This window comes from Sphingobium chungbukense, from assembly GCF_001005725.1.
GTDB classification, from domain to species: Bacteria; Pseudomonadota; Alphaproteobacteria; order Sphingomonadales; family Sphingomonadaceae; genus Sphingobium; species Sphingobium chungbukense.
Genome location: NZ_LBIC01000003.1, coordinates 183,499 through 209,009 on the forward strand (window position 1 = coordinate 183,499; position 25,511 = coordinate 209,009).

The 25,511-nt window shown below is 59.6% G+C and carries 56 protein-coding genes; 34 read left to right on the forward strand and 22 right to left on the reverse strand.

What is annotated here, in order from left to right; all coding sequences use genetic code 11:
• Positions 1-35: 35 nt before the first annotated feature.
• Positions 36-239 carry a hypothetical protein gene (locus YP76_RS06820; protein WP_046762857.1) on the reverse strand — a complete coding sequence of 68 codons (204 nt, stop codon included), beginning with the start codon at positions 237-239 and terminating at the stop codon, positions 36-38.
• A 162-nt stretch (positions 240-401) separates the two neighbouring features.
• Here YP76_RS06820 and YP76_RS27635 point away from each other — a divergent pair, with 162 nt between their 5' ends.
• A complete protein-coding gene (locus YP76_RS27635; protein WP_157035689.1) occupies positions 402-557 on the forward strand; it encodes a YlcI/YnfO family protein in 156 nt (51 codons plus the stop codon).
• Between the two features lie 4 nt (positions 558-561).
• On the opposite strand, the gene YP76_RS06825 is transcribed toward YP76_RS27635, so the two are convergent.
• The 21 genes from YP76_RS06825 to YP76_RS06910 all read right to left on the reverse strand — a co-directional run bounded on the left by YP76_RS06825 (position 562) and on the right by YP76_RS06910 (position 8,610).
• Positions 562-2,187: a hypothetical protein gene (locus tag YP76_RS06825; RefSeq protein ID WP_046762858.1), complete on the reverse strand. Its 1,626-nt coding sequence runs from the start codon at positions 2,185-2,187 to the stop codon at positions 562-564.
• Positions 2,184-2,399, reverse strand: a complete 216-nt coding sequence (locus YP76_RS06830; protein ID WP_046762859.1) for a hypothetical protein — start codon at positions 2,397-2,399, stop codon at positions 2,184-2,186. The genes YP76_RS06825 and YP76_RS06830 overlap by 4 nt, the downstream gene beginning before the upstream one ends.
• On the reverse strand, positions 2,396-2,605 hold the full coding sequence (locus YP76_RS06835; protein WP_157035690.1) for a hypothetical protein: 210 nt from the start codon (positions 2,603-2,605) through the stop codon (positions 2,396-2,398). Before YP76_RS06835 ends, YP76_RS06830 begins: the two co-directional genes overlap by 4 nt.
• 59 nt (positions 2,606-2,664) lie before the next feature.
• Positions 2,665-2,883 (reverse strand): hypothetical protein, encoded by a 219-nt coding sequence (locus YP76_RS06840; protein WP_046762861.1) that lies wholly within the window; start codon positions 2,881-2,883, stop codon positions 2,665-2,667.
• Positions 2,884-2,895: 12 nt separating this feature from the next.
• Positions 2,896-3,333 (reverse strand): hypothetical protein, encoded by a 438-nt coding sequence (locus YP76_RS06845; RefSeq protein WP_046762862.1) that lies wholly within the window; start codon positions 3,331-3,333, stop codon positions 2,896-2,898.
• Positions 3,326-3,682: a DUF968 domain-containing protein gene (locus YP76_RS06850; RefSeq protein WP_046762863.1), complete on the reverse strand. Its 357-nt coding sequence runs from the start codon at positions 3,680-3,682 to the stop codon at positions 3,326-3,328. Before YP76_RS06850 ends, YP76_RS06845 begins: the two co-directional genes overlap by 8 nt.
• 8 nt (positions 3,683-3,690) lie before the next feature.
• Positions 3,691-4,128: a single-stranded DNA-binding protein gene (gene ssb, locus YP76_RS06855; RefSeq protein WP_046762864.1), complete on the reverse strand. Its 438-nt coding sequence runs from the start codon at positions 4,126-4,128 to the stop codon at positions 3,691-3,693.
• Entirely contained in the window at positions 4,128-4,778 is a 651-nt protein-coding gene (locus YP76_RS26520) for a Rad52/Rad22 family DNA repair protein (RefSeq protein ID WP_052757331.1), read from the reverse strand. The genes ssb and YP76_RS26520 overlap by 1 nt, the downstream gene beginning before the upstream one ends.
• 2 nt (positions 4,779-4,780) lie before the next feature.
• A complete protein-coding gene (locus YP76_RS06865; protein WP_046762865.1) occupies positions 4,781-5,275 on the reverse strand; it encodes a siphovirus Gp157 family protein in 495 nt (164 codons plus the stop codon).
• Positions 5,265-5,525: a hypothetical protein gene (locus YP76_RS28155; RefSeq protein WP_046762866.1), complete on the reverse strand. Its 261-nt coding sequence runs from the start codon at positions 5,523-5,525 to the stop codon at positions 5,265-5,267. The genes YP76_RS06865 and YP76_RS28155 overlap by 11 nt, the downstream gene beginning before the upstream one ends.
• The gene (locus tag YP76_RS06875; protein WP_046762867.1) at positions 5,522-5,722 is read right to left on the reverse strand and encodes a hypothetical protein; all 201 of its coding nucleotides are present in this window, start codon (positions 5,720-5,722) and stop codon (positions 5,522-5,524) included. The genes YP76_RS28155 and YP76_RS06875 overlap by 4 nt, the downstream gene beginning before the upstream one ends.
• The gene (locus YP76_RS06880; RefSeq protein ID WP_046762868.1) at positions 5,719-5,931 is read right to left on the reverse strand and encodes a hypothetical protein; all 213 of its coding nucleotides are present in this window, start codon (positions 5,929-5,931) and stop codon (positions 5,719-5,721) included. The genes YP76_RS06875 and YP76_RS06880 overlap by 4 nt, the downstream gene beginning before the upstream one ends.
• Positions 5,928-6,167, reverse strand: a complete 240-nt coding sequence (locus YP76_RS27640; RefSeq protein WP_157035691.1) for a hypothetical protein — start codon at positions 6,165-6,167, stop codon at positions 5,928-5,930. Before YP76_RS27640 ends, YP76_RS06880 begins: the two co-directional genes overlap by 4 nt.
• A 70-nt stretch (positions 6,168-6,237) precedes the next feature.
• Positions 6,238-6,420: a hypothetical protein gene (locus YP76_RS06885; RefSeq protein ID WP_046762869.1), complete on the reverse strand. Its 183-nt coding sequence runs from the start codon at positions 6,418-6,420 to the stop codon at positions 6,238-6,240.
• The gene (locus YP76_RS29030; protein ID WP_020820839.1) at positions 6,420-6,545 is read right to left on the reverse strand and encodes a hypothetical protein; all 126 of its coding nucleotides are present in this window, start codon (positions 6,543-6,545) and stop codon (positions 6,420-6,422) included. The genes YP76_RS06885 and YP76_RS29030 overlap by 1 nt, the downstream gene beginning before the upstream one ends.
• A 2-nt stretch (positions 6,546-6,547) precedes the next feature.
• Positions 6,548-6,727 carry a hypothetical protein gene (locus tag YP76_RS06890; RefSeq protein WP_157035692.1) on the reverse strand — a complete coding sequence of 60 codons (180 nt, stop codon included), beginning with the start codon at positions 6,725-6,727 and terminating at the stop codon, positions 6,548-6,550.
• A 64-nt stretch (positions 6,728-6,791) separates the two neighbouring features.
• Positions 6,792-7,052, reverse strand: a complete 261-nt coding sequence (locus YP76_RS06895; protein WP_157035693.1) for a hypothetical protein — start codon at positions 7,050-7,052, stop codon at positions 6,792-6,794.
• Positions 7,053-7,115: 63 nt separating this feature from the next.
• A complete protein-coding gene (locus tag YP76_RS06900; RefSeq protein WP_046762872.1) occupies positions 7,116-7,358 on the reverse strand; it encodes a hypothetical protein in 243 nt (80 codons plus the stop codon).
• Positions 7,355-7,522, reverse strand: coding sequence for a hypothetical protein (locus tag YP76_RS27645; protein ID WP_157035694.1), 168 nt, complete (start codon positions 7,520-7,522; stop codon positions 7,355-7,357). The genes YP76_RS06900 and YP76_RS27645 overlap by 4 nt, the downstream gene beginning before the upstream one ends.
• Positions 7,516-7,749 (reverse strand): hypothetical protein, encoded by a 234-nt coding sequence (locus tag YP76_RS06905; protein ID WP_052757332.1) that lies wholly within the window; start codon positions 7,747-7,749, stop codon positions 7,516-7,518. The genes YP76_RS27645 and YP76_RS06905 overlap by 7 nt, the downstream gene beginning before the upstream one ends.
• Positions 7,750-7,857: 108 nt before the next feature.
• Positions 7,858-8,610, reverse strand: coding sequence for a LexA family protein (locus YP76_RS06910; protein ID WP_198147439.1), 753 nt, complete (start codon positions 8,608-8,610; stop codon positions 7,858-7,860).
• On the opposite strand from YP76_RS06910, the gene YP76_RS28160 reads away from it, so the two are divergent.
• The 33 genes from YP76_RS28160 to YP76_RS07060 all read left to right on the forward strand — a co-directional run bounded on the left by YP76_RS28160 (position 8,602) and on the right by YP76_RS07060 (position 25,439).
• On the forward strand, positions 8,602-8,799 hold the full coding sequence (locus YP76_RS28160) for a helix-turn-helix domain-containing protein (RefSeq protein WP_046762873.1): 198 nt from the start codon (positions 8,602-8,604) through the stop codon (positions 8,797-8,799). The two genes, YP76_RS06910 and YP76_RS28160, sit on opposite strands and share 9 nt — an antisense overlap.
• Before the next feature lie 35 nt (positions 8,800-8,834).
• A complete protein-coding gene (locus YP76_RS29225) occupies positions 8,835-9,254 on the forward strand; it encodes an HNH endonuclease signature motif containing protein (RefSeq protein ID WP_157035724.1) in 420 nt (139 codons plus the stop codon).
• Between the two features lie 244 nt (positions 9,255-9,498).
• Positions 9,499-10,260: a DNA cytosine methyltransferase gene (locus tag YP76_RS29230; RefSeq protein WP_046762875.1), complete on the forward strand. Its 762-nt coding sequence runs from the start codon at positions 9,499-9,501 to the stop codon at positions 10,258-10,260.
• 51 nt (positions 10,261-10,311) lie between these two features.
• The gene (locus YP76_RS29235) at positions 10,312-10,545 is read left to right on the forward strand and encodes a hypothetical protein (RefSeq protein ID WP_125445778.1); all 234 of its coding nucleotides are present in this window, start codon (positions 10,312-10,314) and stop codon (positions 10,543-10,545) included.
• A 149-nt stretch (positions 10,546-10,694) separates the two neighbouring features.
• Positions 10,695-11,027, forward strand: a complete 333-nt coding sequence (locus tag YP76_RS06935) for a hypothetical protein (protein WP_157035696.1) — start codon at positions 10,695-10,697, stop codon at positions 11,025-11,027.
• Positions 11,024-11,179 carry a hypothetical protein gene (locus tag YP76_RS27650; protein WP_157035697.1) on the forward strand — a complete coding sequence of 52 codons (156 nt, stop codon included), beginning with the start codon at positions 11,024-11,026 and terminating at the stop codon, positions 11,177-11,179. Before YP76_RS06935 ends, YP76_RS27650 begins: the two co-directional genes overlap by 4 nt.
• Positions 11,176-11,343, forward strand: a complete 168-nt coding sequence (locus YP76_RS27655; RefSeq protein ID WP_157035698.1) for a hypothetical protein — start codon at positions 11,176-11,178, stop codon at positions 11,341-11,343. The genes YP76_RS27650 and YP76_RS27655 overlap by 4 nt, the downstream gene beginning before the upstream one ends.
• Positions 11,340-11,468, forward strand: coding sequence for a hypothetical protein (locus YP76_RS29035; RefSeq protein ID WP_269748623.1), 129 nt, complete (start codon positions 11,340-11,342; stop codon positions 11,466-11,468). Before YP76_RS27655 ends, YP76_RS29035 begins: the two co-directional genes overlap by 4 nt.
• Complete coding sequence (locus YP76_RS06940; protein ID WP_046762878.1) at positions 11,465-11,719, forward strand: DUF2312 domain-containing protein; 255 nt, start codon at positions 11,465-11,467, stop codon at positions 11,717-11,719. The genes YP76_RS29035 and YP76_RS06940 overlap by 4 nt, the downstream gene beginning before the upstream one ends.
• On the forward strand, positions 11,719-12,075 hold the full coding sequence (locus tag YP76_RS06945; protein ID WP_046762879.1) for a DUF1064 domain-containing protein: 357 nt from the start codon (positions 11,719-11,721) through the stop codon (positions 12,073-12,075). Before YP76_RS06940 ends, YP76_RS06945 begins: the two co-directional genes overlap by 1 nt.
• A complete protein-coding gene (locus tag YP76_RS06950; protein WP_046762880.1) occupies positions 12,072-12,329 on the forward strand; it encodes a helix-turn-helix domain-containing protein in 258 nt (85 codons plus the stop codon). The genes YP76_RS06945 and YP76_RS06950 overlap by 4 nt, the downstream gene beginning before the upstream one ends.
• Positions 12,326-13,246, forward strand: a complete 921-nt coding sequence (locus YP76_RS26940) for a DUF1376 domain-containing protein (RefSeq protein WP_198147440.1) — start codon at positions 12,326-12,328, stop codon at positions 13,244-13,246. The genes YP76_RS06950 and YP76_RS26940 overlap by 4 nt, the downstream gene beginning before the upstream one ends.
• Positions 13,243-13,458 (forward strand): hypothetical protein, encoded by a 216-nt coding sequence (locus YP76_RS06965; protein WP_046762883.1) that lies wholly within the window; start codon positions 13,243-13,245, stop codon positions 13,456-13,458. Before YP76_RS26940 ends, YP76_RS06965 begins: the two co-directional genes overlap by 4 nt.
• A gap of 1 nt (position 13,459) precedes the next feature.
• Positions 13,460-13,666 carry a hypothetical protein gene (locus YP76_RS06970; protein ID WP_046762884.1) on the forward strand — a complete coding sequence of 69 codons (207 nt, stop codon included), beginning with the start codon at positions 13,460-13,462 and terminating at the stop codon, positions 13,664-13,666.
• A gap of 39 nt (positions 13,667-13,705) precedes the next feature.
• Complete coding sequence (locus tag YP76_RS06975; RefSeq protein WP_046762885.1) at positions 13,706-14,146, forward strand: hypothetical protein; 441 nt, start codon at positions 13,706-13,708, stop codon at positions 14,144-14,146.
• Positions 14,147-14,148: 2 nt separating this feature from the next.
• On the forward strand, positions 14,149-14,364 hold the full coding sequence (locus YP76_RS06980) for a hypothetical protein (protein WP_046762886.1): 216 nt from the start codon (positions 14,149-14,151) through the stop codon (positions 14,362-14,364).
• Positions 14,361-14,591 carry a hypothetical protein gene (locus YP76_RS06985; RefSeq protein ID WP_046762887.1) on the forward strand — a complete coding sequence of 77 codons (231 nt, stop codon included), beginning with the start codon at positions 14,361-14,363 and terminating at the stop codon, positions 14,589-14,591. The genes YP76_RS06980 and YP76_RS06985 overlap by 4 nt, the downstream gene beginning before the upstream one ends.
• Positions 14,592-14,907: 316 nt before the next feature.
• The gene (locus YP76_RS06990) at positions 14,908-15,276 is read left to right on the forward strand and encodes a terminase small subunit-like protein (protein ID WP_157035699.1); all 369 of its coding nucleotides are present in this window, start codon (positions 14,908-14,910) and stop codon (positions 15,274-15,276) included.
• Positions 15,273-16,598: a PBSX family phage terminase large subunit gene (locus YP76_RS06995; protein ID WP_084733064.1), complete on the forward strand. Its 1,326-nt coding sequence runs from the start codon at positions 15,273-15,275 to the stop codon at positions 16,596-16,598. The genes YP76_RS06990 and YP76_RS06995 overlap by 4 nt, the downstream gene beginning before the upstream one ends.
• Positions 16,598-18,676, forward strand: coding sequence for a portal protein (locus YP76_RS07000; RefSeq protein ID WP_052757335.1), 2,079 nt, complete (start codon positions 16,598-16,600; stop codon positions 18,674-18,676). The genes YP76_RS06995 and YP76_RS07000 overlap by 1 nt, the downstream gene beginning before the upstream one ends.
• Before the next feature lie 35 nt (positions 18,677-18,711).
• On the forward strand, positions 18,712-19,053 hold the full coding sequence (locus YP76_RS07005; RefSeq protein WP_046762889.1) for a GroES family chaperonin: 342 nt from the start codon (positions 18,712-18,714) through the stop codon (positions 19,051-19,053).
• Positions 19,053-19,226 carry a helix-turn-helix domain-containing protein gene (locus YP76_RS26530; RefSeq protein ID WP_232307472.1) on the forward strand — a complete coding sequence of 58 codons (174 nt, stop codon included), beginning with the start codon at positions 19,053-19,055 and terminating at the stop codon, positions 19,224-19,226. Before YP76_RS07005 ends, YP76_RS26530 begins: the two co-directional genes overlap by 1 nt.
• The gene (locus YP76_RS07010; RefSeq protein WP_046762890.1) at positions 19,216-19,509 is read left to right on the forward strand and encodes a helix-turn-helix domain-containing protein; all 294 of its coding nucleotides are present in this window, start codon (positions 19,216-19,218) and stop codon (positions 19,507-19,509) included. Before YP76_RS26530 ends, YP76_RS07010 begins: the two co-directional genes overlap by 11 nt.
• Complete coding sequence (locus tag YP76_RS07015; protein ID WP_046762891.1) at positions 19,509-20,327, forward strand: hypothetical protein; 819 nt, start codon at positions 19,509-19,511, stop codon at positions 20,325-20,327. Before YP76_RS07010 ends, YP76_RS07015 begins: the two co-directional genes overlap by 1 nt.
• 97 nt (positions 20,328-20,424) lie before the next feature.
• The gene (locus YP76_RS26945) at positions 20,425-20,970 is read left to right on the forward strand and encodes an HNH endonuclease (protein ID WP_046762892.1); all 546 of its coding nucleotides are present in this window, start codon (positions 20,425-20,427) and stop codon (positions 20,968-20,970) included.
• Positions 20,967-21,503 carry a hypothetical protein gene (locus YP76_RS27660; RefSeq protein ID WP_157035700.1) on the forward strand — a complete coding sequence of 179 codons (537 nt, stop codon included), beginning with the start codon at positions 20,967-20,969 and terminating at the stop codon, positions 21,501-21,503. Before YP76_RS26945 ends, YP76_RS27660 begins: the two co-directional genes overlap by 4 nt.
• Positions 21,504-21,631: 128 nt before the next feature.
• Entirely contained in the window at positions 21,632-22,156 is a 525-nt protein-coding gene (locus YP76_RS07030) for a hypothetical protein (RefSeq protein ID WP_232307473.1), read from the forward strand.
• Positions 22,157-22,165: 9 nt separating this feature from the next.
• Positions 22,166-23,068: a Mu-like prophage major head subunit gpT family protein gene (locus YP76_RS07035; protein ID WP_198147441.1), complete on the forward strand. Its 903-nt coding sequence runs from the start codon at positions 22,166-22,168 to the stop codon at positions 23,066-23,068.
• Positions 23,069-23,151: 83 nt separating this feature from the next.
• Positions 23,152-23,841 (forward strand): hypothetical protein, encoded by a 690-nt coding sequence (locus YP76_RS07040; RefSeq protein ID WP_046762896.1) that lies wholly within the window; start codon positions 23,152-23,154, stop codon positions 23,839-23,841.
• A gap of 32 nt (positions 23,842-23,873) precedes the next feature.
• Entirely contained in the window at positions 23,874-24,044 is a 171-nt protein-coding gene (locus YP76_RS27665; protein WP_157035701.1) for a hypothetical protein, read from the forward strand.
• A 3-nt stretch (positions 24,045-24,047) separates the two neighbouring features.
• Positions 24,048-24,290, forward strand: coding sequence for a spike base protein, RCAP_Rcc01079 family (locus YP76_RS07045; RefSeq protein ID WP_046762897.1), 243 nt, complete (start codon positions 24,048-24,050; stop codon positions 24,288-24,290).
• 238 nt (positions 24,291-24,528) lie between these two features.
• Positions 24,529-24,726: a hypothetical protein gene (locus YP76_RS07055; RefSeq protein ID WP_046762899.1), complete on the forward strand. Its 198-nt coding sequence runs from the start codon at positions 24,529-24,531 to the stop codon at positions 24,724-24,726.
• Positions 24,723-25,439 carry a hypothetical protein gene (locus YP76_RS07060; protein ID WP_046762900.1) on the forward strand — a complete coding sequence of 239 codons (717 nt, stop codon included), beginning with the start codon at positions 24,723-24,725 and terminating at the stop codon, positions 25,437-25,439. The genes YP76_RS07055 and YP76_RS07060 overlap by 4 nt, the downstream gene beginning before the upstream one ends.
• Positions 25,440-25,511: the final 72 nt, after the last annotated feature.

Consider the following 25,511-nt stretch of genomic DNA (forward strand, 5'->3'; position numbering starts at 1 on the left):
GCAAGGCGCACATGCGGGCGGAAGTGGCTCGTCGCTCATGCGAACAGAAAATCCTTTTCCTTGAAGACATGCCCGAACCAGCGCGGCGCGGGATTGCTGCCGACCAGATCGGCAAAAAGCGCGTACTCGGCGTTACCGCTATGGTCGAAGCGGAAGCAACGATCCGAGGGTCGGCGTTCGTTAGCGCCAGTGTCCTCGATGAAGACGCCGCCAGCGAGCGTAGAGAATTTAACGATCATGGCAGCCTCCTTTCGGTATGGGCGGAATTGCCCGCTGCGCGATTACGATTGCCTTCGTTCCTGATATCACCTACATAGATGATATCATTTACATCGTCAATAGGTGATATCAACAAAATGACAGGCTCGACAGAATTAGTGATATCCGATACCCGCTCCCCTGTGGGCAGGCCGAGGATCAACGGAGAGCAGACGCCAGCGCGATTCGCGGACGGAACCCTTGCGCGCATCGATGCGGTACTGACCGACAAGGAGAAGCGGTCGGACTTCATCCGCGAGGCCGTCGAGCGCGAGCTGGCAAGGCGGGAAGGCAAGTAGCCCATCACCGCCCCCGCTCGGTTGAGGTTGCAGGGGTGGCGGGGAGCGGTTGCCAGAGCATCCTTGCATCGTATCGAGCGCCGTTCACTGGCGTCCGATCTTCATCCTCATCGTCGCAGCATCCGTGCGGCTCGGTAGAAAACGTGTCGATGAAGCGCCAAGGGAATGCATCGTTCTTGCTGTACCAGCCGATATGCACGAAATATCCGCTCGTGATCTTAGGGATGGCAAGCATGATTTCCGTGCCATCAACAGGGGCTGTCTCGATTGGCTGCCAGCCTCTCAACCCCTCCGCATCATGCGATAGAGGGGTGGAGATACCCGCAAGAAAGTCGCGAGCCTTTCCAACCATGTGCCAAGGATCGTCTCCGAGATATTTGACGAACTGCTCTATGATAGATGCAGCCTCTCTCAACCTCCCCTCCGATGGGGAGGAAAGGGCGGCGATCTTCTGGGCCGCATACTTGGCTACAGCCTGCGTCCAGTGTCGCTCGTCATACCAAAGTGCCTTGCCGCGCCGTTCGAAATCGAGTGGATGGCAACCTGTATCGGCGCATATCTCGTCCCACCATTCGCGCATCTGCTCCTTGATGATGCGCTCTATGTCAGCGGCTCTCACCCCATCCAAAGCAGGCGCGGGATGGGTGGCGCGGACCATGTTGATCTGCGCATCGCAGCTAAGGCATCCTTCGCGGACAGTCCCGTTGCCGATTGTCCACCCGGTATCGTTGCACCATTTGCACTTCACCGCCTCCTGATCGGCCGCAGGGGGTGATGAAAGGGCTGGTATGTGGTCATTCATGGCGGCGGCAAAACTGCGACCGGCCTTTTGTGCCTCCCACCCAGCGATGAAGGCATTTTCGACCGCCTCCCGCCCATTGCCCGCAGGCTCTACCGATGAAAGGGCCGGGTCACGCTTCGACGGCGGTAGGTAGTTGTCTTCGGCGTCACAGCAAGGGGAGCATCCAATCGTCCCGGCATTTGGGTGACACCAGCAATAGCAATGTCCGCCATTTTCCTCCGTCACCGCAGGCTGTGCTGATGAAAGCGATGACCGAAAGCGAAAAAGCGCCATGCGGGCCGCTTCCATGTCCGCATCCTTGTCCTGATGCGAGAATATCCACGCCTCAACGTCGCCGTTCGTGATACAATCCGGCAGCACCTCCCGCCCATTGCCCGCAGGCTCTACCGATGAAAGGACATTGTAGGACTGGCCTCCTGAGGCAGCCATTGCCGACCCAAAGCCGGGGTTCATCACTTCTCGCGCTTGCTTCTGCGCCAGCGTCTCCGCCTCCTGACCTGCGGGCGCGGCGGACAACTCGGGCCAGCGATTACCAATGGAATTGAATAGCAACTTCTCAAGTAAACTGGCTGGTCGCTGGTCATCTATGCATTCATGTAAATCTTTAGTATTTGCCCAGTGCCAGTTTCCATCTGGGCCGTACATAACCCAACCGTGATCCTCACCCCTAGCCACGCCATCCTGACCTGCGGGCGAAGTTGAGAGGGCTGCGAACTTGCTCCGGACGCGATCAGCCATAATGTCAAAGGCTTCCTGAGCCGTGCGGTTCTCTATGCCGACGATGGGACGCGTCAGGTCCTCCAGCGCAGCTATTATGTCGGTGGTCATGCGGAAATGTCCTTTGAATTCATGGCGATGCCTCCGGCCCGCACTGCCACGGCTACGCCGCCAAGCCCCTTCGGGTCTTGGGCAAAGCTGGCATCGCTATCGCGGGCGCGCACAAAGCCGCTCGCTGTCTGCACCCAATGATCCGGCTGCTTGACCGTGCGGGTGGAGCGGACCGGAAAGACGCGCTTGCGGGGATGATGGCGCGGGGTCATGCAGGCCTCCGAACGTCAGCCAAGGCGCGGGTCAGATCCATGCTGGCACGTCGCGCAGCAGCAGACAGGACAGTGTTGGTATTGTTCCAATACCCACCAGTGATGTTGTTGAACTTGCGCCACTCGAAGGCATCCCTCGCCGCCGATGCGCGTTCGATGAAGCGTTCCGCTTCCGCAATCGCTGCGGTGAGGCTGTCGGGGTTCATGCTCACTGAAATTCTGTGGCCGGTCTTGTTAGGTGCCGGCCACTCCCTGTTGAAAGTGGTTAGGCGACCTTCGCCTTGAACTGCTTGAGGTTGGCCCGCGACCGCCGATACTTCGCGGCGTCGTCAGCGTTGGCGGCGGCTTCGATCCGCGCTGCGTCACGCTCGCGCTTGTACTTGGCGGCCAGCGTATCGAGCGCCCGAACGTCCTGCTCCAAATCCACATTCGCCTTAGCCATCAGGGCCAGGGCGGCTTCGTGCTTGCGTCTCGTGATGAACATGGGTTTCTCCCCTCAGGCTGCGTGTGCTTGTGCTTCGGAAGTCAGGGCCGTCACCTCAACGCCAAGCCATTTGCTCAGCGTCTCGAAAGCCCACTGGATAAAGTCATTGCGCTCAGGCTCGCTCATTTTGGCGAAGCTGATGCTGTCGTAATTCTTGACGATTTCGCCGCTTGGCAGGACGGTCTGGCCGTATAGACCGCGCCGGTCCTTAAGGATGCGATGCAGCATCGTGTCGTCTATTGCATCGCCCTCACACAGTTCGGACAGCATGGGCGCGCATATGCCCAGCACGATCCAGTAGAGTGCGATCCGGCGATGATTTCCCTGCATCCGCGTGATCTTAACGCGGACATTCCCCTTCACTTCCGCCATGGCTTTTTCTGCCGCCGGGGACGCCGGGAACAGGCCGCCAAGGCGCGGGGTGAAGATGAGCGGGGCCTGATCAGCCATGGAATGACTCCCATGCGCGACGGCCGGGCCATGCCTGCCAATAGGCTTTGGACGCCTCCAGCGCGTTGATCTTGAAATTGGCTTCGAAGGTCTGCCAGCCCCAGGAATGCTGCGCGGCATGATGGGCCGAACACATAGGCACGCAGAACCTGTCCGCGACCTTGAGAGCCATCCCCTTGCCCCCGGCATAATCGACATGCGCGGCTTCAATGCGCCCGTCGCATCCACCCTTGTCCGACAACATGCAGTTGCGGCCACGGAGCCATTGCAGGAAGCTGGGAGCGCGCAGTTGGAAATCAGCTTTGTGGCTGTTTTTCTTGCGCGGGCGAAATGCGGATGCGGTCAGCATAGCGAGCCTCAGAAGGGGACGTGGTCCTGATCGCCGTAGTGGAACGACGATTCATCAGATTGATTGCCACTGTCGGAGCGACCGCCTCCCTGTGGAGCGCCGTCGAGCATGGTCAGAACTGCGCCCGGACCGCTCAGCGATACTTCGGTCGTGTATCGATCGTTACCAGATTGATCTTGCCACTTGCGGGTGCGGAGGGTGCCTTCGACATAAACTTTCGAACCCTTGCGCAGATACCGCTCAGCAACGCCAACAAGCCCATCGCCGGTAATAACCACGCTATGCCACTCGGTACGCTCTTTCCGCTCTCCGCTGGCGCGATCCTTCCAGTTTTCAGATGTCGCGATGCGAAGGTTGGCGACCCGCCCCCCGTTCTGGAAACTCCGGATTTCCGGGTCGGCACCAAGGTTGCCAACAATTATCACTTTGCAGACTGATCCGGCCATTATGCAGCTTTCTTTTTGCGGTGGAGTGCGCTCATCGCTTCATCAAAGCGTGATTGCGGGATAGTTTTGAGGCTTGTGACGCCCATGAATTTGCAGAAGGCTTGAAGGTCTGCCTGCACGTCATCGGCGGCGTTCTGGAGGCGTGTTAACTGCTCCTCGGTGACAAGCTGGTCCTGCCGGGGCTGAACTGGCGCTACAGCGCCGCCAGCGGCGCTCCGCAACTGCGCCAGACCTCGCGGCGTCCACTTCTTCCAGTATTTCTTGCCGTTCCGGTCAGCGCTTTCGCATTCTGCCCAGATGGCATCCATGTCATAGAGATAGCGCCCAACGCCCCATTTCACGGCGGCGCGTTTGAAGGCGTCCGAAATGGCCCCCTTCTCGCCCTCAACATCGGTGTCGCCAGCGCCATCGCTCTTGCTAATCCAGTCATCACCGCACTTGATCGAGATGGTGCAGATCAGCCGGCCCTTGCCAGTCTCGGTATAACTGTCCGACCAACCTTCTGGGCCGCAGACTTCATCCAGACGGCGCATCACATCGCGAGCGTCGATATAGGCGAGCGCCATGGCGGCGGTGCCATCGCCCTTAAGGGTTTGCGCCCGCCAGTGGACAGCATCACCGGGGAACGGACGTGAGAGTGCATCGAACATGCTCATTTCCGCCTCACGGTGATGCTGGTGCCGCCGTTATCCATGGTCGCCCATGAGGGCAGGCCGTCGGGGCTGTTAGGATCAATCGCCTTTAGCTTTTCGCGGTCCAGTTTCCGGTCGAACTTGCAATAAGCATCCGGCACCAGATCGATGTTTGGGAAGATAACCTTGGGGGCGACCACGCGATGGCTGATCGTCGCCTCCGGCAGCGTGAGCTTGTCGATCCCAGCAATCTCCATCAGCGCCTTGATCATGTCCCGGCGCGTGGCAATGCGGTTCTTGGCCCGATCCTGCCGAGCCTTGCGGTCATCAATCTGCTCGGCGAGCGCGTTTACAACACCCTCGTCGTCTTCGTTCCAAGACAGGAGCTTGCCGACATACTCATGAAGATCGGTAAGCCCTTCCAGGCTATCATGCAGCAGCCGTTCGTCATCCTCGTCATCAGGCAGCATGGCCTTGACTGCGGCGATCTGCTGGACGGTGAAATTATAGCCCATTGCGTTTGCTCCGGTCATATGCCGCCCAGAAGGCATTGCGCGCACGGCGCTGGCCTTCCTCGTAGCGGAGGTCGATATCTTCGAGGGCCTGGCAGGCGTGGACATGCCACGCCGCAAAAGAGGGATAGCCACCTTTGCGAGCCAGCCATTCGGCAGCACAGGCGCGCCGCTCAATCTGATACAAGCGCTCGTCAGTGATGACGGGCTGGTCGCGCCAGTTAGGAGCGGCGAAGTCGTGAACATGTTTCATGCCAGTTCCGCCCGCTCCAATTGCGCCAGCGTCACCCCATGCGGGGCAAGGATGGCATTCACGTCTGCCCGCAATTTGCAGGCCAGAGCGTGGGCGTCGTTCGCGCACTGCTGCGCATCATCGCCTCGGCGCTCAATGTCGAACTGGCGTTCTGCCGCCTTCAAGGCACAGTAGCGCGTTAGATCGGTTCCTATCATGGCCGTCCCTCCCGGCGCCCAAGCGCCATGAATGCGTCGATGCTCTCAGCCATCTGCGACCTGATGCGGGGTCCGAACGAGCCGCCCGGATAGGTCCGGAACGCGATGCGCTCTTGCTCGGCGCGCTCAATCTCAGCCTTGTAGGCGTAGACCTCTTCCCATGCCTTGGTGGCTGCATCGCTGATGAGAGAGCGGGGCTGATGGGTCATTGCCCTGCCTCCAGCTTGGCGAGGGTGGCGCGCTGGTATTGCTCCTGCACAGACACGGGCGGCTCGCCGTGGATGCGGTCATGCTCCTGACGCTCAGCGGCATCAGCCAGTTCGTCATCGCTCATCGGGCGCCAGCCTTTGCCGTCACATTCCGAGCAAATCGGGCCAAACGGCCACATGAAGCCCAGATTGTCGCACTTCGGGCATTCGATTTCTGGGGTGTCAAAAACTGTCACCCTTCCAGCCTGATAATGCTCGTCGCACGTAAACTTACTGCCGACACATCTAGGGCAATCCGCCTGCCAGTTACTCCGGGTCATAATTCTGGTCCTCGTCCTCGATGGCGGTCAGTAGCGCGCACCGATAATTCACGATGCCGTGGCGCTCTTTCATCGCCTCTGCGATCAGGTCGTAGGCTTGGCCAAAGCGGCCATCCTTCCATCCCCCAGCGCCTTCGTAAGCGGCGCGTTCTGGGATACGGTCGCCCATCACAACCCTCCCGCCACAATCCAAAGCGGCAGAGCCACCAGAACGAGAGCAATCGTCACCGCTTCCAGGCGGGTCAGCGTTATGCTGTCGCGGCCATTGCGAAGGGCGTTGGTGAAGCGGGTCATGGTCAGTACCACCCCATGTCACGATCAAGCTGCTCGTGCGCTTCGTCGCGTTCCTGCTGGTAGGCATTGCGAGCCTCGCGGACACATTCGAGCGCGCCGCAGTCGTCAAGCGGTTCGGAAAAGCGATCCTTGGGACCGATGTCTGCGCCGCAGTTGAAACAGTAGTGCCTGTTAGAAGCCATCATACCTGCTCCTGTGATGCTGAAATCATGGCCAGCCCGGCGCGAAACCGGGATGGAATAGATGTCAGGCGGCGATCTGAGGGGTGTGGTCGATGATGCTAGCGGTCAGGGCGTCAGCCGTTGCGCGACCAGCGGCGGCAACTTCCTCAGCAACCAGCGACACGATGCGCTCGCTCATTTCCGGCGACAGGTTCAGTTCGACCTTGCCGTGCTGGCCGTGCAGTTCCATCGTGCAGCGGAAGGGCTTCGATGCGTCGGGCTTGCCATATCCAGCGCCAAAGTAGCCTTCACGGTTGATTGATACGTGGGTCACAAACATGTTCATTCTCCTCCTGTCGTAAATCTCATCCGCGCCCTGCCCCCGATAAGAGGCAGGACAGGGGGAGATTCAGGCGGCCATGACCAGTGTGGCGGACGAAAGGCAGCGAGTGACGATCGCCGCCGCACACTCTTCGGCGCTGGGGAACTCGCAGGCAGCGTCATACCCGACCGCATCAATGCAGGCATCCAGCAGGCGATTGCTGGCCTGGATGTAGCCGCGCGGATCAGCGCAGGTTTCGAAGTTGCCCATGCGCAGGATCGAGGCATAAAGGCCGTCGATCTTTTCGAACTGCTGAAGCGTGATGCTCACTCGCCGCTCTCCAGTTTGCAGTCCGCATCCTCGACGGCATCCAGAGCAGCCTTGACCGCGTGGTAAATGTCGCCTTCGCTGCTATACTCATCAGCGACTTGCCAGATCAGGCCATAAGCCTGGGCAAGACGTTGATCTTTCCATTCTTGCGCGGCGATCACCATGACATCGCCTCCTCAAGCGTTTCGCAGCGGACAAGGCCGTTGTGCGGAACAAAGGAGTAGAAGCGGCCCGTTGCAGGCTGCCAAAGGGCATACAGGTCAGGACGGTGATCGCCGGGCGTTGCAACCTTGGCGACAACCTCAAGTCCTTTGACAAAGCCAACGGACACATGATCGCCGATTTCCCAGCTTTGCTTCGCCTTGGGCCGGTATGCTGTTCCGTATGCCATTCTCTTCCTCCTTCAGCTTGGCCGGTAGGAGGGGTTAAAGCACATCCATGTGTGCTTCGCAAGAGAAAAAGCACATGTGCATGTGCTATTTTTAAAGGGGCGCGAGAATCACACGATTCTTGGGCGATAGTCCCCTATGACGAGACCAATGATCTCGATGCGCTCAACGTCACCGCCCGGATGATCGACATCAACTGGCGTTTGAAATTCGGGATCGTCCGATTGCGGCCAAAGCCAGCGTTTGCCGTTCCGTTCCTGGAAAAGCTTTACCGTCGCCTCGACCAGCCCGTGGGCGGAATAGCTGTAAACAATGACATGATCGCCATCACGCGGTGGCCGGGCATCGAGCATGGGCACCCAGATAACCACTGCGCCCTCTTTATATTCGCGATTCATTGAGGTTCCGCGCACTTCCAGCGCTCTGGCCCTATTCTTAAAGCGGGGCGGCACTGGCACATCAACATCGTACCAGTCGCTGCGTTCCCATTCGACCGCTTCCCTGAAATAGCCTGCCTGCACGTGTCCCATCACCCAGATCGGCGCGGGTGTCGCCGGTTCCGGGGCCTCTCCACTTATTTTCCAAGAGGGCACATTATAGACCCTAGCCAGCTTCGCATAGGTCATATGATCCAGCCCGTCGCTGTGACCGTTCAGGAAATTGTACAGCGCATTCTTGGACACGCCCGCCGCCTTCGCCCACTGCTGGACGTTGGTGCCGAAATCCTTGATCGCCTTGCGGAGAAGGTCGCGCTTCTGGTCGGGTGTCATGCCGCCGCGAATATCAGAGCGTAAGCCCATGCTGATGTGTTTTTCGTCTTGAAAAGCACATCCATATGTGCTTTCTAGCAGGGCATGGTTCACGACATCATCAACCGGGTCCGCGAGACCCTGAAACAGCCGGGGATGTCCAAGCATAAGCTGGCATTGATGGCTGGATTGCACCGCAACACCTTGCGCGAAGCAGATGCGGAGGACTGGAACCCATCCGCGTCCACGTTGGCTGCCCTTGAGCCGATTATCATGTCGGCAGAACAAGGACGGGCAGCATGAGGAAGCTTGACGTTAGGCCGATCAAGGTTCGCCTCATGGAGCGTATCTCTGTCGAGGGTGAATGCTGGTTCTGGACCGGAACGATAAACCCGAAGGGGTACGGCTCGCTCTCGGTTCGGGGTCGGTGCAACCTGGCGCACAGGCTGTCTTACGAGGCATTTTGCGGCCCAATCGGTGACGGCCTTCAAATCGATCACCTGTGTCGCAACAGGGCTTGCATCAATCCTGACCATCTTGAAGCAGTGACCGCTTCTGAGAATTGCAAAAGGGCTGCACCGTTTCATCCTGGCAGCAGGCCTCGAACGCACTGCCTGAGAGGTCATGAATTTGCAGGTGATAACCTTTTTGTAGGCCGTGGAGGTAAGCGATATTGCCGGGCATGCTGCCGCATACGTGAAGCTAGCCGCCGCCACTACCGCCCCACCAAGCAGCCACAGGCGGAACGGGCAGCATGAGGGGCGTTTGCGCTACGTGCCGCTATTTCTTTGTTCAGGATAGCAAGGCGTTCCCGGATACGGATGGCGTTTGTCGTCGGCATGCTCCGCGAGGCCCTGCCATACCTGCCGGCTCCGGATGGTCCGTTTTTCCGCCAATGATGGCTGGGCACTGGTGCGGCGAGCATCAGGCGATTCCTCTGGCGGCCATGGGCAAGCGGATGCGCGAGATGACCGCGCTCGTGGAAGCACGAAAGGCCGCAGCATGACCCCCACACATCAGATTGGGAGGGGCGAGAAGCTGCGCGTCCTCGACCTGTTCAGCGGCATCGGCGGTTTCAGCCTTGGCCTTGAGCGCACTGGCGGTTTCGAGACGGTCGCCTTTTGCGAGATCGAAGAATTTCCCCGCCGCGTGCTGGCGAAACACTGGCCTGAGGTGCCTTGCTATCATGACGTTCGAGAACTCACAGCCGACGCTCTGGCCCGAGACGGAATTGCCGTCGATGTCATCTGCGGAGGCTTCCCCTGCCAGGACCTGTCTGAAGCTGGACAAAGAGCGGGAATTGATGGCGAGCGCTCCGGCCTTTGGCGCGAGTTCGCCCGTCTTATTGGCGAAATTCGACCCGCATTTGCGATCGTGGAAAACGTGCCAGAACTCCTTTCTGGAGCCGGTGGAGAGTGGTTCGCCCGCGTTCTCGGTGACTTGGCCGCGCTCGGGTATGATGCGTGCTGGGACTGCGTTCAAGCTGGCGACCTTGGCGCCGCCCATATCCGAGATCGAGTTTGGATCACGGCTTATGTTCCCGACGCCGCGCAAGAGCGGCATATCCAATGCTGGCGGGAGCAATTCACGCAAAGCCGCGCTCCGGCGGGGGACGTATATTCCTTCTCGGACGAACCCATGCCTGCAAGAGTGGCTGATGGGGTTCCCGATCGGATGGACCGAGTTGGAGCCTGCGGAAACGCCGTAGTCCCGCAAATCCCCGAGTTGATCGGGCGGGCGATCCTCCAAAGCATGGAGGCGTAGCAGCAGATGTCTCACAACCTCCCCAATAGCAACGAGACCAGCACGGCGGACATGCTGGCCGATCTCGCGCGCGCAAAGGCGCTGTTCCAGATGCGCGCTATCGCCGCTGTCCTGGGCGCCCCAGCCATCATTCGTGACGTCGATGGCGACGGCCTGATGCTCACGGTTGAACCGCTTCAATTCCTTCGGGTCGTCGAAGGAAGCGCGGACAGGGCTGATCCCCCTTCCGGTTCTGTCCGCGCCGTTTGTTTCGAATCCGTATCTCATGAGGGCGCTTCTGCATGACTGGCACAAGCAATTCAGCGGGGATTTCCCCGAATGTTTCCCGCACTGCAATATATCGGGCGTTCGGCGCTGCGCTGCGCCTCTATGTCGGGGTCGGCAAGCGGCACCGCTACAAGGAAATCGAGCGCGGTGCGGGCGTTTCGGCGCGCATGATCGAAGCCTATCGCCATGAGCCTGAACACCATGAATGGCGCGAACCGAAAATCGAGGAAATCCTGAGTGTAGCGGGCTTCATCGGCCCTGATTTTCTCAACGAAATCCTGCCCGAACTGATCGGCCAGGGCGTGTTCTGGGTTCCCGATGAAAGTGAGCCGCCTCCGGGTCAATTTGCTGCGGATGCGTCAGAGGACACCACCGAAATTGTGCGCCGCGCCGCAGATGGCATGTTCTGTGCCGATGATCGCAAGCACCTTGCCGCTGTCGGTCGCCGCCAGATCGAACGCGGCCAAGTCCTCGTCGCTATGGGGAGGAAGGTGGCATGAAAGCGCTCATCTTCACCCCGCGCTTCAACTGGTTCGATCTCTTCTGGATCAGCACGGCCACTGTCGTTGCGAAGGAAAGCATCGGTCTGGCCCTCCTGATCACCATCGTTGCGGCGGCGATCTCCGGCGCCATGGAAAGGAGCGTGGCATGAACTTCCAGGACGCCCAAACCCGTGCAGCGGCGACCTATTATCGCGCCAAGGCCGACTTCGAACGGCTGGACGCCCTGTCTCGCCAACGCGCCCTCACAGAGCAGGAAAGCCGCCTGCTGGAGAGCGCCATCGATCGCATGGCTGTGTGGGGAGCGGCGGCATGATCCGCGCCATCCGCCGCTGGACTGCAAAGCGCGCCCTCGCCCGCATGTGCCGCCAGAACATGGCGCGCCTTCACTCAGGCCCGGCGCGCGATCGCTTCGGCCGCTTCACAAGGAAAACCGCATGACCGTCAATGTTGCCGCCGAACAGCTAAGGCTTTTCGTGGAGCGCTATGAGAGGCTGGACGAGGAAGCCAAGGGGCTGGCCGACGATAAAAAGGATGTGCTGCTGGAGGCGAAGGCCAACGGTTTTTGCGTCAAGACGATCCGTAAGATCATCGCCCTGCGCAAGCTGGACGCCAACACCCGTCAGGAAGCTGAGGCCCTGCTGGCCACCTATGCCGCTGCCTTGGGCATGCAGTTGGGCTTCGACATCTGATGACGAAGTATCGCGCCATCAAGACTGACTGCGACCATGGGCACACCCATGATAGCCGCAAAGAGGCTGCACGCTGCAACCAGCTTCATGACATGGAGATCGACGGCGCGATCACCGATCTACGCCAGCAGCCGTCCTTCGCCGTCAACATCGGTGACAGCTACATCTGCACCTATGTCGCGGACTTCGAATATCGTGTGCAGGACTGCCGCATAGTCGAGGATGTGAAGGGCGTCCGTACCGCCGTTTTTCAGCTTAAGCGCAAACTGGTCGAGGCAACCCACCCCGGCGTGGTCGTCACGATCTATCCGCCTGTGCGCCGGAAGCGGCGTAAGGCGAAGAAGGTGGCGACATGACCATATTCACTCTCGACCGCGCGGCACAGGCCACCGGCATCCCCATTGCCGATCTTCGCGGCCCATCACGCACCCGGCATGTCTGCTGGACGCGCTTTGCGATTATGGAGGCCATGCGCGCTCGCGGCATGTCGACGCCCGCCATCGGTCGCCTGTTCCACCGCGATCATACCACCATCGTTTCAGGGCTGCGCCAGGCTGAAAAGCTGCGCGGTAATCCAGCATTCGAGAATATCAGGAGCGCTATAGGGTGACTTCCCCCCTGACACAGCCGGACTGCGATTTGCAGGATTTTCCATTCATGCCGCTGCATGTTTCACGTCTGCGCGACAGTGATCTTGCCGCGACAGTAGATCCGGAGGCTGCATGGTACGCCGTCATGTTATGGGCCGCGTCTTGGCATCAAATCCCCGCTGCCAGTCTGCCCGATGACGAAATGGTACTGACACGCCTATGCGGCCTTGGTCGGGACGTAAAGACGTTCCGGAAGTGTCGAGCGGGCGCAATGCACGGTTTCATCCTGTGTAGGGATGGGCGCTGGTATCATCCTGTTGTCGCTGAACAAGCCAATGCGGCCTGGAAAGCCAAGCAGGAACAGCGCTGGCGGACGGAATGCGCCCGCATCAAGAAGCACAACCAGCGCCATGGAACAGACTTTGAATTCCCCTCTCTGGACGAATTCATTGATTCCGGTTGCCACCCTGTCCCGCTTACAATCCCATCCAAGCCCTCAGAATGTCCCCAATCCGTGTCCCAAGATTGTCCCCAGGGACACGGAGAAGATGTCCCTCAGGAAAACACATCCAAGAGACAGGGAGAGGGACAGAGACAGGGAGATATAATTATAGATGCTTACGCATCTGGGGGCAGCGCTTCCGAAATCGAGGAGGCTGATGGCGAGAACCTCAAGCCGGAGCATTTCATGGAGGCGTGGAACGAGCTTGCTGCAAGGCTTGGCCGCCCACAGGTTCGCGATCTCACCCCTGAACGCCGCCAGAAACTGAAAGCCCGGATCAACGGGCACACCATCGAGGATTTCCAGCAAGTTCTTGGTAGCATTGAGAAATCCCCGTTCCTTCGCGGCGAACGCAACTGGCCCGGCGCAACCTTCGATTGGGTGCTGGGCAAAGGAAACTTCCAGAAAATTCTTGAAGGGAACTACAACTCATGAGCGCGAACCCGCTGAAACGGCAGAGCTATTCCGCGCCTTCCGCCTCCGATGAAGATCGGGTGAGCATCGGCCAGCGGGTGGCAGCAAACTACAACGCCCGCCTTTCCATGGAGCCTGTCGATAAGGGCATCCGCTGGATTTACGACGCGAAGGCCGACAGCCTGAAACTGGTTCCGCTGTCCGAATATCGCGCCATGCGGGGGGGGCGCTGATGTGCCCGCCAACCCCGGCCGCAATCCGTTCGAGGGCAACGAGAACCCGCCGCTCGTTGATGTGCGCTATCGCTGTGGTGTTGTCGCCCGCTGCGTGCGTCCAGAACAGCGCCGCTGGAAGCAATGGCCCACAGGCCCGCATGAATGGGACATCGTTTCGTGGCAACCCGCTGTCGGCAAGGATTACGAGCTTGTCTGGCCTGCCTGACGCCCCCGCAATGTACGACGCCGCTGAAGGAGATGAGTGATGGGGAATTATCTACACATCGGCCCCGTAGCCATTCGCTATGGATCGCGTAATCTGGCGAAGTGGGGATTTGAGCGCTTGCGGGTCGGCGGACTGGCTATGTGGTCGCGGTCCAATTCGGGCGATCTCATTCTGGCAAGCTATCATCCCCGGAGTTCGCTATACTGGCATTGGTCGGTCTGCATCACTAACCGGACGCGGGGCTATCACAAGATTTTCAGCCACGCCGAACTTCGGCGCCGTGCCGAGCTTCACGCTGCGGGCAACCAGTATGTGGGTCGCCCGCGTTGGTTTCATCGGTTCTACCAGCCAGATACGAGACGCGTCAGCCAGTGGCATGACTATGTGCGCCTGCCCTTCGGGTTTTGCCTCCTGATCAGTCGCCAGGATTATCACAAACGCCCGCAGTTCGACCGCAAGCACAAGGAGGCGGGGGAGTGAGTGTGACCGATCTGAACGTGCACCGCCAGAAGAAGCTCACCAGCTACGGCGAGCAGAACTGGATGCTGTGCCCATGCCAGCAGGATCAGGAAACGCCAGCGGGCTTCATTCCCGCTGTGATCCACGATGCTGCTGGACCGTTCATTGCCGCGCTCGTCTGCCCTGAATGTGAAAATGAGATCGCCATCAATGGCGGGCGATTGGAGACACGCCCATGACCATCCAATGCGAACCCATGCACCCAGACGAGGAAGGTTGGTCCGAATGGATACACCCGCTCCCCGGGTACCTCATGCAGTGCTGCGATTGCGGGCTGATCCATGAGATGCAGTTCGAGATCGCGGAGCCAAACGATCCGGCGCAACTCAATCCGGGCGAAGGTGAGCATGGCGTGATCATCTTTCGCGCGCGCCGGTTTGTCAGCCCATCCACAGAGGGGAGGTAGGGGGATGGACGCTGCAAAGGGTCGCGGCCGACCACCAGCTACTCGGGCGCGGGTCATGGGCTATGTCGAGAAGCACGGGCCATGTTCCATCATGCAGATTGTGCGTGCAACTGGGGCTGACCGCAGGCATGTGCAGCGGATGATGCGTGCGGCAGAGAAAGCTGCTATGGCTTTATGATGAAGTGGGTCGCGTAGCTAGACCGGGCCTGATGGCGAAGCGCGAAGTGTAGCGGTTAAATTGCAGAGTGTTAAACTGCGCCCACTGATTTTTGCCGCATGTGCAGGGTGATTCCCATGCTGTAAATGGGTGCCCGCCATGACGAACGCGGGCCGCCCCACAGATTTCACGCCGGAGCTAGGAGAGCAGATCCTTGCGCTCATGGCAGAGGGCCTTTCCCTCGCAGCGGCAGCGGCAGAACTCAACATCCATCGCCAGCGCGTCTATGAGTGGGAAGATCGACATCCCGAATTTGCGGACACTGTAAAGCTGGCACGGTCAAAGCGTCAGGCGTTTCTTGAGCGGCGGTTGCTCCGGGCCAGTGAAGGTCCGGTGGTTACATCGACCATCTTCGCGCTGAAGAATGCGGGGCAAGGCGATTGGCGCGATAAGGTCGAGACCGAGCATAGCGGCGAGATCAACCAGAAAATCACCAAGATTGAACTGGTCGGGGTCAAGCCGGAATGACCACCGCGCAAATCCAGATGCCGGCCAAGCTGGTGCCGGTCTTTTCAGGCACGGCTGACACACGCGGGGCTTATGGGGGGCGTGGCAGCGGAAAGACCCGCACCTTCGCCAAGATGACCGCCGTCCGCGCTCATATGTGGGCGAGCGCAGGCCGTGAAGGCATCATCCATTGCGGGCGCCAGTTCATGAACAGCCTGGCCGATTCCTCGATGGAGGAGATCAAGGCAGCGATCAGCGAAGAAGCGTGGCTGCGTCCTCATTTCGAGTTTGGTGAGAAGTATATCCGCACGGCTTGCGGTAGCATCTCATACGCCTTCACCGGCTTGGACCGGAACATCGACAGCATCAAGTCGAAGGCCCGCATTTTGCTTAGCTGGATCGATGAAGCCGAGCCGGTAACGGAAGAGGCGTGGGTCAAACTGATCCCGACGCTGCGCGATGAGGAAAGCGAGCTTTGGGTTACGTGGAACCCGGAGAGCAAGCGATCCGCCACGCACAAACGGTTCCGGGAGCAGGCTGGTCCGCGTGACAAGATCATTGAACTGAATTGGCGCGATAATCCCTGGTTTCCCGCCATCCTTGATCGCAAGCGCCTGGACGATCTGGAAAAGCGGCCAGACAGCTATCGGCACATTTGGGAAGGCGATTTCGTGCAGCAGCATGAGGGCGCCTATTATGCCCGTCAGCTTGCTCTGGCCCGCCTTGATGGGCGCGTTTGCCGCGTGAATCCAGACCCGCTCATGGCATTGTGGGCAATCTGGGACATTGGCGGTACTGGCGCGAAGGCGGACGCCACCGCAATCTGGATTGTCCAGTTCGTCGGCAAGGAAGTGTGGCTGCTGGACTATTACGAGGCTGTAGGACAACCACTCGCCTCGCACATCAATTGGCTGCGTGAGAAGGGCTACGATAAGGCCTACTGCATCCTTCCGCATGATGGCGCGGCGCATGACCGCGTTTACGACGCCACCTATGAAGGCGCGCTAAGGCAGGCCGGGTTCAACGTCCGCGTGATCCCGAACCAGGGCGCGGGCGCGGCGATGGCCCGTGTGGAAGCCGCGCGCCGCCTGTTCCCGCAGATGTGGTTCGACAGCGAGAAGTGCGCCGGGGGCATCGAGGCTATCGGCTGGTATCACGAAAAGCGTGATGAAAAGCGCACGATCGGCCTTGGTCCAAACCATGACTGGTCCAGCCATGGCGCCGACGCTTTCGGCCTGATTGCGGTGGCGCGCCCACTGATCAACCCCGCTTTCAATGACGATGACGAATGGGAGGAAGAGAGCCTCCGCCAAACTCAGAATATCGGGAGGTTCGGACTCTAATGGCAACGGCACCTGACATCGTGGAAGAGGTTGAGGACGACGCCCCCGTCACCCTGACGATCCCGGTCATTCTCCAGACTGAGCGACTGATCGAAGCGCTGCCTGATGATCAGTTGAACCGCATCGGCTCGCGCTGTCTCGACGGCTTCCGCGCCGACCTACAGAGCCGCAGCCAGGGCGATGAGGGTGACTGTTGGGAGGACCGCTACAAGCGCTATCTGGACATTGCGATGCAGGTTCGTGAGCCGCGCACCATGCCATGGCCCAACGCCAGCAATATCAAGTTCCCGCTGCTGACCACTGCCGCCGTGCAATTCCAGGCCCGCGCATATCCCGCTATCGTGGACGGCTCCAATCTGGTGAAGGGCCGCGTGCTGGGCCAAGACCCGGACGGCCAGAAGCGCGCGCGCGCCGATCGCATTGGCGATCACATGACCTGGCAGTTGCTCTATGACATGCCGGGCTGGGAAGAGGCGACCGACCGTCTGCTGCTGCAACTGCCCATCGTCGGCAGCGTGTTCCGCAAGACCTACTATGACGTGGTGCAGAAGCGGAATGTCAGCAAGACCGTCACGGCGCTGGATTTCGTCATCAACTATTGGGCGGAATCGATCGAAGCGGCCCCGCGCTACTCGGAGATCATGCGTTTCTACCCGCACGAGATCGAAGAGCGGTTCCGTTCCGGCATCTGGCGGCGTGTTCCCGTCCCTGTGTCGAATGATGCGCAGGACGACAGCGAAACGGCCCCTGTCGAGTTCCTGGAGCAGTTCTGCCTCATAGATTTGGACGAGGACGACTATCCAGAGCCCTACATCGTCACGCTGGTGCGCGACAGCGGCGCGGTGGTCCGCATCGAGCCAGCCTATGACGAGGATACGGTAACGCTCAACATGGCGACTGGCGAAGTCGTGCGGGTCGAAGCCAAGCAGTATTTCACCCAATATGGCTTCTTCCCAGCCCCCGATGGGTCGTTCTATCATATCGGATTCGGCGCGCTGTTGGATGACATCACGGCGGCGATCGATAAGTCCTTGAACCATCTGCTTGATGCTGGCGCGCTCCAGAACGCGCAGGGCGGCTTCATCGGTGCCGGCGTCAACATTCGGTCGGGCGAACTCAAGTTCAAGCTGGGCGAGTGGAAGCGCCTCGATGTGACGGGAGGAACGCTGCGGGAAAACATCGTTCCGCTCAATCTCCCCGGCCCCTCTGCTGTGCTGTTCAACCTGCTTGAGATGTTGATCGGGGCAGCGAAGGAGATCACCTCCGTTCAGGACATCCTGACCGGGGCATCGCAAGGCGCGACCACTCCCGCGACCACGGTTCTTGCCCAGATCGAGCAGGCGACCAAGGTCATGACAGCGATCTTCAAGCGCATCCATCGCTCGTTCGGGCAGGAATTGCGCATCCTGTTTGGCCTGAACCGCGATTTCCTTGACGAGAATGCCTATTACGCCCTGACCGACCAACCGGGCCAGATCGGCCGCGCCGACTATCAGGACAAGGACATCGATGTAATCCCGGTGTCCGACCCCACCATGGTCAATGACGCGCAGAGGGCGCTCAAAGCGCAGTCGTTGTTAGCGTTCAACGGCGATCCTCTGGTCAATCAGGAGGAAATCCGCCGTCGCTACTTTGAGGGCACCGGCCAGCCGAATGTTGACGCGCTGATGACGGTCCCGGCCCCGCCGCCGAACCCGGAGATCATCGCCAAGGCAGCGGAGATGGAAAACACCCGCGACAAGACCAAGAGCGAGATCCGCAAGAACAACGCCACGGCGGCAAATGACATCCTGAACGCAGCCGAGACCGCCCAGCGCATGAACCTGCTGGACGACACGGCAACGCTCGTGGGTGCCGCCGTGCGCCTCGCCACGGACGCCGCAGACATGGAGGACAATGGTGAACCAATTGCTCAACCCGGAAGCGCTGGAGGCGTGGAAGAACCACAACCTGACGCGGGACTTCCTCCAATATCTGAGGGACCGGCAGTCGGTGCTGATGGAGGCATGGTCGCGGGGAGTGGCGGCGAGCCAGCCGGAAGCGGTGTTCCTGGGGGAAATCCTGCACCTGTCCTGTGAAGATTTGGCGCGGTTTTATGAAGTCGAGGTGAAAGATGGAAAATAAGAGCGGGGTCGTCCCGATGGACAAGCGGGTGCTGGTCAAGCCTGACAGCGCCGAGCGCAAGACGGCGGGCGGGATCATCATCCCGGAGGCCAATGCCGAGCGCAAGGACATGGCCATGACCAAGGCCACCATCGTGGCTGTGGGTGAGACGGCATGGTCCGAAGCCATCCACGATGCGCGCAATTTCGGCGTGGCTTTTGAAGCGCCGGCCACCGGATCGCGCGTGATGATTGCGAAATATGGCGGCGTCGAGATCGAGGGAGCGGACGGTGAGAAATACCGGCTGCTCAATGATGAAGACGTGATCGGCAGGCTTGAGGAGGCGGAGTGATGGAACAACTCACGACAAGCATTGATGGTGTTAAGAAGGCTACGGGACTCGGAATCACAAAGATTTACGAGCTCATCAATGAAGGCAAGCTTGATACCGTTAAGGTGGGGAAACGAACCTTAGTAAAGGTAAAAAGTATCTACCGACTTTTGGAGATATCCGATGCTAAGTGATAGCAAGCTTCCTCCCTTTTGTTACAGCCTGAAGGAAACGGGCCAGCTTCTTGGCGGCTTATGTCGAGCGTCTATTTACAATGCGGTAAAGCGCGGAGATCTGGAGTTGATTAAGATCGGTGGACGTTCGGTGATAACCGCGCACTCGATCCACGCCCTGCTGAACCGAGGAAAGAAAAAGAAAGAGAGGATGCCGAGCGTTGCGCCTCTCTACATGAACTTCTCTGATGTTCACAGGCTTAAGGCCGCGATTGACCAAAACAATCAGGGGGAGCCGAAATAATGGCAAGCGCAGCACCCGCAGAAGCCGGAACGCCGATCCCCGGCGAAGAATTGTCCGGCAATGACGATGCAATCGACTTCGAGGCTGAAGCCTCCAAGATGGGCTGGACGCCGCTTGACCAGTTCAAGGGCGACCCGTCGCGTCATGTAGACGCGGAGACGTTCTACAAGCGCGGTCAGGAGATGATGCCCATCCTGAAAGCGCAGAACAAGACGCTCCTGCGCCGTCTGGACGCTGCGGAGAAGGCCGCGAAACAGGCCGCTGAGTTCTTCAGCCAGGCCGAACAGCGCGCCTACCAGCGGGCATTGGCGGACATCAGGGCCGAACAGGAAGCCGCTGTTGAGGCTGGTGACGTGGAAGCCCATCGCAAGGCTTCTGAGAAGCTGGACAAGCTGGAGAAGCCGGGAACGCCGACACCGCAGGCCGAAGACAGCGAACAGCGTGCCAAGGACTTCGCGGATTGGGGCAAGGCCAATAAATGGTACGCCACCAACCCTGTCATGCAGAACTATGCGGACAGTCAGGCGGCCATCCTCGCCAAGTCGAAGGGCGGCTTCCTTGATCGCGCCGATCTGGACGCGGTTGCCGAGAAGGTTCGCGAGGAATTTGCCGAAGCATTCCCCGATGCCTTTGCGACCGAACCGGCGCAGCGGCAGAAGCGCCCCGCAGTCGATGGCGGCGGCACTCGTCGCGGCGCCACTGGCGGCAAGACTTACAACGATCTTCCGCCCGAAGCGAAGGCAGCGTGCGACAAATGGGTGAGGCAAGGCCTCATCAAGTCCCGTGAGGACTATGTGAAGGCGTATCAGTGGACGTAACGCCGTGACTTTGCGGACGGAATTTGCTATATACAACGGGCCGGAAACACTGCGTCAACAGTGCCCGGCCCTGACCACCACGCGAAAGGACCGCGCAATGGCTAAGAGCCATCTACCGCCCGCAGATTATCTGCGCAACTTGCTTCGTTATGACCCTGAAACAGGAAAGCTGCTTTGGAAGGCCAGAGCCTCTGACCGCTTCCCCAATGTGCGCCGCTGGAAGCGGTGGAACACAATGTTCGCCAATGCCCCGGCCCTATATACGCTTCATGCAACGGGCTATTTGTCCGGTTCTATAGACGGCCGGACATGCTACGCTCACCGGGTTATATGGAAAATGGTCCATGGTGTTGATGCAGAAACTATAGACCACATCAATGGCGACCGTACTGACAACCGATTGTCCAATTTGCGGTGTGTTAGTCAGCGCGAAAATTGCCGCAACAGTTCACGGCATAATGATAACATCTCTGGGGTGACCGGTGTTTCATTCTACCGGAATAGATGGGTGGCCACCATCTGGGATGGTGAGCGCAATATCTACTTAGGTCGCTTCAAGAATATCGAAGATGCTCGGAGCGCGCGCAAGGTGGCCGAGATCACCTATGGATTTCACCCTAATCATGGAAGGATTCGAACATGAGCGACGAACACACCTCTCCCGGTCCGCAGCGCGAGCGCAAACAGGCCGTACCGCTCCGCCAGACCGGCGTGGATCACAACCCTCCGCCTCCGCCCCGTGAGGTGCGCCAGCAGGCCGAAGTCACGATCGAAACCCCCGATGGCCCGATCAAGCGCCGCCGCCGCGCATCTGTCGGTGGCCATGCTCTCAAGCTGGACGCGCCGCAACGCCCTGGATTCAAACGGCGCTGGTTCAACGATGACGGCAACCGTCTTGCGGACGCTCATGAACTCGGCTATGATCCGGTCCACGATACCAACGTTCAGTCATCCGATGTTGGCAGCGGTGTCTCCCGCCTAGTAGGAACCAAGGCGAACGGAGAACCCCTTCGAGCTTACCTCATGGAAACCCCTGATGAGCTTTATGCCGAGGGGTTGGCCGAGAAGGAAGCGCGCAACCGGCTAGTAGACGATTCAATCGCAGCCGGTCGTGACTCCACCGGCCAGATGTCATCCCACGATACATACGGCCAAGGGTCTATCCAGCGCGATTAGTCCTGGCCCGCCTGTCGGCACCAGCTACGCGCTAGAGCGTGAAGGTGCCGACAATGGCAAATCCTACCACTCCCTTCGGGCTTATCCCGCGTAAGAAGCTCGATAGCGGCGTTTACAACGCGGGCATCATGGTTTTCGCAACCCCGTCCGGCAATGCCACTGCGATTGGCGTTGGCGATCTCGTCACGCTGGCGGGCACTTCCCAGATCATCAACGGCGTCGTCTATAACGATGTCGTGCAGGGTGCGACCGGCAACGTCTTTGCGGGCGTGGTCGTTGGCTTCCTGCCGGATACGCGGGACAGCCTGCCCTATCGTGCGGCTTCGACGGTGCGCCTCGCACTGGTGAATGTCGATCCGCAGGCGGAATATGAAATCCGTCAGGTCGCGGGCGGTACGCCGCTCAACGCGAACGATGTTGGCCTCAATGCCAACGTGGTCGTGGGCAGCGTCAACACCTCCTACGGCTGGTCGGGCATGGCGCTCGACAACACGACCGAAGCCACCACGAACACGCTCGATCTCAAGATCACCGGCATGTCGTCGCGGCCCGACAACGAGGTTGGCACGTCCGTAAGCTCCGGCTCGGACAGTTCCACCTTCTTTGTGCGGATCAACCGCCATCTCTTCTCCAACCAGGTCGCGGGGGTCTGAGCCATGACTGTGATTTCAACCGGCAATATCGCCAAGCTGCTCTGGCCCGGCCTCAACGCTCGCTGGGGCACCGCTTACAACGAGCATCCCGCCGAGTGGAAGGAACTCGTCTCCATCGAAAGCTCTTCGATGGCCTACGAGGAAGATCAGGAGATGACCGGCTTCGGCCTGGCTCCGGTGAAGCCTCAGGGCGAATCCACCCGCTACGACAGTGCGGGACAGGGCATCACGACCCGTTACACCCATCTGGCCTACTCCTTGGGCTTCATCATCACGCATGAGGCGCTCAAGGACAATCTGTACGAGAAGATCGGCATGCAGCGCACTGGATCGCTGGCCTTCTCTGCGCGCCAGACCAAGGAAAACGTGGTCGCGAACATCTACAACCGGGGATTCAACTCCGCCTATACCGGTGGCGACGGTCAGCCGCTCTTCTCGACGGCGCACCCGACCATGGCCGGCAACCAGTCCAACCGGCTGGCGGTGGACGCGGACCTGTCCGAAGCGAGTCTTGAGGATCTGATTATCCAGATCGGCAAGGCGACCAACGCCAAGGGCATGAAAATCTCCATCACGCCGCGCAAGCTGATCATCCCTGTGGATCTTCAGTTCGAAGCCACCCGCATCCTGAAGTCTTCGGGCCAGAGCGACACCGCGAACAACGCGCTGAACGCCCTGAAAGCCCTCAACGCCTTCCCGGATGGCACGGCCGTGAACCACTACCTCACGGACCCGGATGCGTTCTTCATCCGCACCGATGCGCCGGAGGGCGTGAAGCTCTTCCAGCGCGAGGACATCTGGTTCGCGCAGGACGGCGACTTCGACACCGACAACCTGAAGTACAAGTTCTACGAACGGTACTCCACAGGCTGGACGGATTGGCGTGGCGCCTACGGCACCCCCGGCGCCTGAACGACTTGGGGCGGTCGGGAAGTAGGCCGCCCCATTTTCCTGACGCTGGAAACAGCGTTCGCATTGAACGTCAGGAGTGAAAAATGGCAGTCACCCGCCTCTCCACCGGGCTTTCGACCCGCAAGACCACTGATCCCTTGGGTCAGTATTTCCGCCCCGATCCGACTGACGCCCATCAGTTCATGGATGATTTCGATTTCTTTGGCGCCACCAACTGGACGACAACGCTGATTGGCACCGGCACGGTCGCTCTGACCGCTGGTGACGGCGGCATTCTGCTGTTCACCACCACGGGCGCAAGTGGCGATGCTGTTTCGACGCAGAAGACCACCGAGGGCTTTTCCTTCGAGACCGGCAAGCCAGCATGGTTCAAGGTTCGCTTCAAGGTTTCGGCGCTGACCACCGTTGTGACCGTGGGCCTTCAGGTCACCGACACGACCCCGGAAGATGCCACGGACGGCATTTTCTTCCAGACCACGACCGCAACCGGCGCGATCACCGGCTATGTCCGCAAGAACGCCACCACGGGCAGCACATCGGCGGCTGTCGGGACCATTGTAGCCGACACCTATACCGAACTTGGCTGGTATTGGGACGGCAAGGACACGGTGACCTTCTATCAGGATGGTGTTGCCAAGGCTTCCGTGACCGGCGTTGCGGCGAGTTATCTGCCCGACACCACGACCACCCCGTCTTTCTCTGTCCGCACCACCACCGCTGCCGCGAAGACGGCATCGGTCGATTATATCTTCGCGTCCAAATCGCGGCGCTGACCCTGTGAGCCGGGGGCTTGAGGAGAACTGAGATGACGAATGCCAAAAAGCCGGAAGCGACCAAGGACGTTCCCGCGTCGGATGCGCAGGAAGCCAAGGCGGCGAAGAAGACGATGACCGACAGCCAGAAGCTGAAGGCCCTTGTCGCGGCGGCCAAGGCCAATGGCTGGACGTTGCCTGCCGAAATCGAAGACGAGGAATAAGACATGGCGGGCCGTTCATCTGATTTTGCCCCGTATTTCGGGGCATCGGCTGTCACCGCCAATGACAGTACGGTGATTCCCACTTCGCGTGCGCTGTATGTTGGCGTCACTGGCGATGTAACGGCCCGCCTCGCCCAAGGGCAGACCGTCACCTTCAAGGCCGCGCCTGTCGGGGTTCTGCCTGTGCAGGTTGATAAGGTTCTGTCCACCGGGACCACCGCCACTAACATTCTGGCGCTATACTGATGAAGCGGAGCCTGACCACACGCGGCCCGAACGCGATATGCGATGCGAGTGGCTTCAAAGTGAAGCTGTCCGCGCTCGTTCGCCAATGGGACGGCGCGATGGTCGATAGGCGGTTCGTGGATCGTCGCAACCCGCAGGACTTCGTTCGCGGCGTTCCTGACAGGCAAGACCTGCCATATGCGCGGCCTGAAGCGCCTGATCAATTCATCGGAGGAATAATCCGGCCGGAGGATCTGTAATGGCTCTGCCGGGTCGTGTGGAGGGCAGAAAATCGGTGGACGGGCTGGCGTATGAAATCCGGTCGGTGGACATTGACCGCCGTACTGGAGAGCCTGTTCCAGGCGGCAAGCTGCTTCGCTCGATCCCGCTGCATGAGGCCATGGCAGACGTGAAGCTGGCGCGCACGATCAAGCAGAATGGCTGGGAATCGATATGACCGTCTCCACCATAAACACCCTGCCTCTCAGCCTGCTTGAGATCATTCAGGAGGCGTTCGATGTGATCGGCGTCGGATCGGAAGGTGAGACAATCTCCGCCGACATGTTCAGGCGCGCGAAGAATAGTCTGAACCTCATGATCCTATCATGGAACGCGGACGAAAATCTGTGGCGCAAGGAACAGGTCACGATTACCCCGATAGCCGACACGGCGGCTTACATCTTGAATGATCCGAAGCCGATGCGGGTCACTTCGGCACGTCGCAAGCAGCTTGTGGGCGGCTATGAAACTCCGATGACACCATGGTCGAGGCAGGAATATCTCGACATGCCGAGCAAGACGACCAGCCCGTCTACGCCGGTCAACTTCTACTATGATCCGCAACGGGATGATGGCACGCTCTATCTCTGGCCCACCCCATCATCGGCTGTTGCGCCAACGATCAGCGTTATCATTGATACACTGCGTCCCATGTTCCTGATGAATGCGGCAAACGACACGCTCGACTTCCCGCAGGAGTGGCAGCAGACGGTCGTTTACAACCTAGCTGATGTCCTCATGGACAAATACCCGGTCAACGATCCTAACGTTGCCGGCAAGATCACGGCGCGCGCTCAGATACTGTTCGGCAAGCTCAAGGCATTCGATAACGAGCCGGTATCGATCTATCTACAGCCTGACGACCGATGGGGCGACAGCCGATGGTGCTAAGGTCCATAAAGCCCGCGCTGCAATATAGCGATGGGCGCAGCAAGCCATGGTCGGGCGCAAGTCTCATCAACG